The sequence below is a fragment of the Bacillus sp. ok061 genome, assembly GCF_900108285.1.
GTDB lineage: Bacteria > Bacillota > Bacilli > Bacillales > Bacillaceae_G > Bacillus_A > Bacillus_A thuringiensis_S.
In genome coordinates this window covers 1,390-6,063 of record NZ_FNUW01000071.1, presented here as the reverse complement: position 1 = coordinate 6,063, position 4,674 = coordinate 1,390, and the positions used below count along the sequence as shown (strand labels likewise).

Sequence of the window (4,674 nt, the reverse complement as noted above, 5' to 3'; positions counted from 1 at the left end):
AATGAAATTGTAAGTTATAAAATAGCTGAGACACAGGATGTTTCTCTTGTATTAGATACTCTAAAAGAGGCTTTAAGAAAGCGAAATGTGATTGATACGATTTTACATTCGGATCAAGGAAAGGTGTATACATCAAAACAATTTTAAACATATGCCACAGAAAAAGGCATTATCACAAGCATGTCTCGTACAGGAAACTGCCATGATAATGCCCTCATAGAATCCTTTCATTCTCATTTGAAATCCGAAGGATTCTATGCGCAAAATATAAAACAATCGAATAATGCTAGTATAATACAAACTGTGGATGAATACATCCACTACTATAATAATGAACGGATTCAGAGAAAATTAGCTAACATGTCACCTATAGCTTATAGGAAACATGTTATCTAGGTGTTTTTTCTTTGTCTCACCAAATGGGATCAGACCACCTATGATTCTACAGAAAGAATAGCGTATTTTTTCTTTTTATGGATACATTTTTTTAGCTCGATAGCGATGTGGTGTTACCTCAAATATAATTATTTTATTTGAAGGTCTCTTTTAAATTTGTTTCGATTCTTTTCATAGGTTGATATACAAGAACGTGTAGTGATAAACCTATCACTGCAGTAATGTTTAAAATAATACTTATAATCATTAAAGACCATTCTATAACTGGAGAAAAGTATCCATTCGTACTTAATGTAGAAGAACTTACACCAAGTATTAAAATCACTATTAGTAAAGGTAAGTTTTTAACCAATTTGAATCCCACCTTTAAATATAATATCTTTATATTATCATATCACATCGCATGCTAGGTTATGTAATTAATATAAGATAGTTATCTATGGGAATTTAACATGTCTCTTCGTTTTTGGGGTGACCTATTTTTTTAACTTAATAGCGATGGGATACCACCAACATTTTGCAAAATAACCTACGATATACGGAAAAATAAGCTGCCCATATGGACAGTTTATTTACATGTTTCTCGTTATTGGTAGTTGTATCCGAATACCGTAAAAATTGCTAATCGATTAGGGAAATCTAAATCTCCGGCACCAAATTCTCCTACACGTATAGGGGTTGTAGGATTAATAATATTATAAATTTCTATTGTGTCATCATCGATACCGCCGTCAGTACTAGATATATAAAGAAATTTATCTTTCACAATAATAGGAGGGATAGCAGGGAAAAATCAATACTTGATATGGTGCTCTCATTGCTTAACCTCCTCCCTATGTAATGCTAATAAAGTTGTTTTATTTCAAGTAGCCTTCTATATATTTGAATGATAGAAAGCTTTCAAAGCTATTTGGAAATTCACTAACATAGGTTGCACCTCACATTTTAGTATAATGTCTAAGATTATACTAAAAATTCTATATAACCATACATCTTTTTTTGATGGGAATGCCATTAAATTTCTCCTTTCTTGATTTAAGTCAATGAATCATCATCCCCTCTGCTATTAAAATGAAAGTAATATTAGAAATAGGAGGACGTAATATGAATCAACGAAATTTCGCCTTATTTGCGGGTACTTCTCTTCTTATCATGGCATTCAGTGCATTTTTTTCTTACGGTTTTGTTCACGGAAATCTCGTTGTACAAGGAGATTCGAGCACGACATTTCATAATATCCAAACGTCAAATTCGCTTTTCAAAGCGGAAATTTTCGGATGGGTTATCATTTTTATTGCGGACATTATCGCTGCTTGGGCTCTTTATTTCTTTCTAAAACCTATCCACGCTAGCCTCTCATTGCTAGCTGCTTGGCTTCGTCTTATGTATACAGCTATACTTGGAATCTCCATACTCAATTTAATATTGGCATTGCTACTTTCAAAAAGTACAATTGCTAACCCAGAAACATATACGATGTTATTTCTCGGTGCCTTCCAATACATTTGGTCTGTAGGGTTGATTATTTTCGGCTTACATCTTTTCATTTTAGGATATGTAACTTTTCTATTTAAACCAATACCGAAATTTATTAGTGTACTACTGTTCATCGCCGCTATCGGTTACATCGTCATTTACATCATGAATATAATGATTTCACAATACGATACGATTATTTTCATCACACAAGCACTGTTCCAACTGCCAATGATTGCAGGTGAATTAGGACTTGCGATATGGCTGCTGTTGAAAGGTGGTAAAGCCACTACTTCATTCGTTTCTTAATTCTGCTTAATGATTCTGGCGTAATGCCAAGATAGCTTGCTAGCTGATATTGCGGAACGCGATCGATTAAATACGGCCGTTTTTGTAATACTGCTTGATATCGCTCTTCTGGTGTCGATGAAATAAATAAAGCAAGCTCATCTTGTACTTCACCAAAATTGCACTCGACCATTTGGCGTGTCATTTTTTCTAACTGTGAATATTTATTATACATGTCCCTTTCACTATGTAGGTCCCCAACTACTACCACACAGTCTTCTACACACGTTAACGTATGTGGTGATGATTTATCTTTTTTATGATGATTGAAATTTGTAATTGCCTGTTCTTCTGTATAAAAATTTGATGTAACTTCTTTCCCTGCTTCATCTATACAATATTGTCTAACGCATCCTTTCAATACAAAATAACATTTTGATGGAACATCTCCTTGTCTTAAGAGCACTGTTCCTTTTTTATATTCTTCAATCTGTAGTTCTTCTATGATCATACGCTGCTGTTCTTCACTTAATGTTGTAAGCTTTGTCATGTATTTCATTAAAATATCTTTCATTGGGTCTCTCCCTCTCTATCTTTGTATGAGAAACGTATGATTGAACTCCACTATATATTCAGTTAGATATGGAAGAACTCATGAATCAATTCCCCCCTGGTCAAACAATGGAGATTTCAGAAGCATACATTGGGCAGTATCGAAAACTACCAGTTCGTGTTATTATTCATCGATTAACAAAAGAACAAACAGAGAAAAGATTGAAGGAACAAGCCATAAAAGAAAAGAACAAAGCTATTACCTACAAGGAACGAAGTAAAAGGTTGAGTGGAATTAACGTGTATATAACGAATCTTTCTGCAGAAAATGTTCCAACGGAATATATCCACAACTTGTATTCATTACACTGACAAATTGAAATCTTGTTCAGAACATGGAAATCTTTCTTTCAAATTGACAAGTGCAAAGAAATCAAGAAAGAGCTCTTAGAATGCCATTTATATGGACAACTCATTAGTATTTTACTTTGTTCATCAACGATGTTCAAAATACGTCAGTTACTCTTAGGTAAGAAAAAAAGAGCTAAGTGAATACAAATCCATCTATATGATAAAGAATAATTATCTATTGTTTTATGAAGGATTACAGCAGGGCATCCATGAATTATTAAAAGTTTTACTGCGTTTGTTTTATTTTTTAGAGAAAAACGGAAAAAAACCTCACCGGTACAAGAAGAAAACAGTCTTTGATATATTAGGTGTCGTTTACAATTGTACCATGTCTAATAACCAAGCGGCTTAATTCAAAAAAATGAAACCCGTTAGGGTTTATTTTGTATGCAAATCTTTAAATTCCCTACATGTATCCTCTAGAAAAAAAGAAATAACCTCTACTACAAGTGACGTTGTATAAGGTTAGCTTAATAGCGATGTGGCGAGACCGCTTAAGGAGCTTATTATTTTCTTGTTGGAACTGTTTCGAAAGAGTTTTTTCAAAAACGAAATAAGGAAACGAAAAATAGTACAATGAGTCCAATCACGATTATTAAAAAATGCTTCCAACAATACTAATTTTCATATAAAATCACATTCCTTTTAATTCTATTTTATCAAAAGAAATACCGTATAACATTATGTATATTGTATTGATGTAAGGTTAACATAACGTCTCATTATCAGTAGCAAAAAAAAGAGAAATCCATTGATTTAACAAAGATTTTTCTTTTTATCATGTTATACGTGATTTTATACATTGTTGATATAGAAAGGATTCCAAGAGTCTTCGCTATTTTGTTTTTTATCTTTTTTTGCATAAAATCTTGTATAAATTAAAGAAGATTTTAATTTGATGTAAAAAACCTGGTATATCTCAAAAATATACCAGAGTTAAAGGATATAATTAAATATGTCACATGATATATATATATATATTAGTATTATTAAATTAATGTAGATATTTAGATATTGTAGCAAGGAGAGTATAAATATGTCACAAGCTAATATACCGAATATTACGCCAAGTATTTCTTTAACCCGTGAAGAGTCTATTAATTTAATATTAGCATCTATTGCTTTAGAAGAATTAGGCTTAGCCCATATTATTAATGCTGAAGCGGAGAAAATTCAATACGCACTGGGAACTTTGAGTGGATTATCACCAGCAGCTACATTGAACGAGATTTTAGAAGTGAATGAAAGTGTTAATCGAACGATCCAATCTGCGTTAAAAACACAGATGTTGTTGCAAACGAAGTTAGATAGTGTCATTCAAACGCCTGTTTTAACAGGACCACCTGGTCCTACAGGTCCTACAGGTCCTGCGGGAGGACCTGTAGGACCAACAGGAGCTACAGGAGCTACTGGTGCTACGGGAACTACAGGAGCTACTGGTCCTACAGGAGCTACGGGTGCTACAGGAGCTACGGGTGCTACGGGAGCTACGGGAGCTACGGGAGCTACGGGAACTACAGGAGCTACTGGTCCTACGGGAGCTACTGGTGC

General features: G+C 33.6%; 3 protein-coding genes and 2 pseudogenes. 3 read left to right on the top strand and 2 right to left on the bottom strand.

Going from position 1 to position 4,674, the window contains the following annotated elements; translation table 11 throughout:
- Positions 1–529: 529 nt before the first annotated feature.
- A complete protein-coding gene (locus tag C4S65_RS33655; RefSeq protein ID WP_103945926.1) occupies positions 530–748 on the bottom strand; it encodes a hypothetical protein in 219 nt (72 codons plus the stop codon).
- A 752-nt stretch (positions 749–1,500) separates the two neighbouring features.
- On the opposite strand from C4S65_RS33655, the gene C4S65_RS33650 reads away from it, so the two are divergent.
- The gene (locus tag C4S65_RS33650) at positions 1,501–2,181 is read left to right on the top strand and encodes a DUF4386 domain-containing protein (RefSeq protein ID WP_103945925.1); all 681 of its coding nucleotides are present in this window, start codon (positions 1,501–1,503) and stop codon (positions 2,179–2,181) included.
- On the opposite strand, the gene C4S65_RS33645 is transcribed toward C4S65_RS33650, so the two are convergent.
- The gene (locus C4S65_RS33645; protein WP_103945924.1) at positions 2,162–2,734 is read right to left on the bottom strand and encodes a Crp/Fnr family transcriptional regulator; all 573 of its coding nucleotides are present in this window, start codon (positions 2,732–2,734) and stop codon (positions 2,162–2,164) included. The two genes, C4S65_RS33650 and C4S65_RS33645, sit on opposite strands and share 20 nt — an antisense overlap.
- Positions 2,735–2,787: 53 nt before the next feature.
- Between C4S65_RS33645 and C4S65_RS33640 the strand changes: the two are divergent.
- Together C4S65_RS33640 and C4S65_RS34865 are read left to right on the top strand one after the other, a co-directional pair.
- A pseudogene (locus C4S65_RS33640) lies at positions 2,788–3,475 on the top strand (transposase); the annotation flags it as partial.
- 684 nt (positions 3,476–4,159) lie between these two features.
- Positions 4,160–4,674: pseudogene (locus C4S65_RS34865) on the top strand (collagen-like protein); the annotation flags it as partial.

Coding starts and splice junctions, on each gene's coding strand:
- C4S65_RS33650 (WP_103945925.1), top strand. CDS start 1,501: ATGAATCAACGAAATTTCGCCTTATTTGCGGGTACTTCTCTTCTTATC.
- C4S65_RS33645 (WP_103945924.1), bottom strand. CDS start 2,734: ATGAAAGATATTTTAATGAAATACATGACAAAGCTTACAACATTAAGT.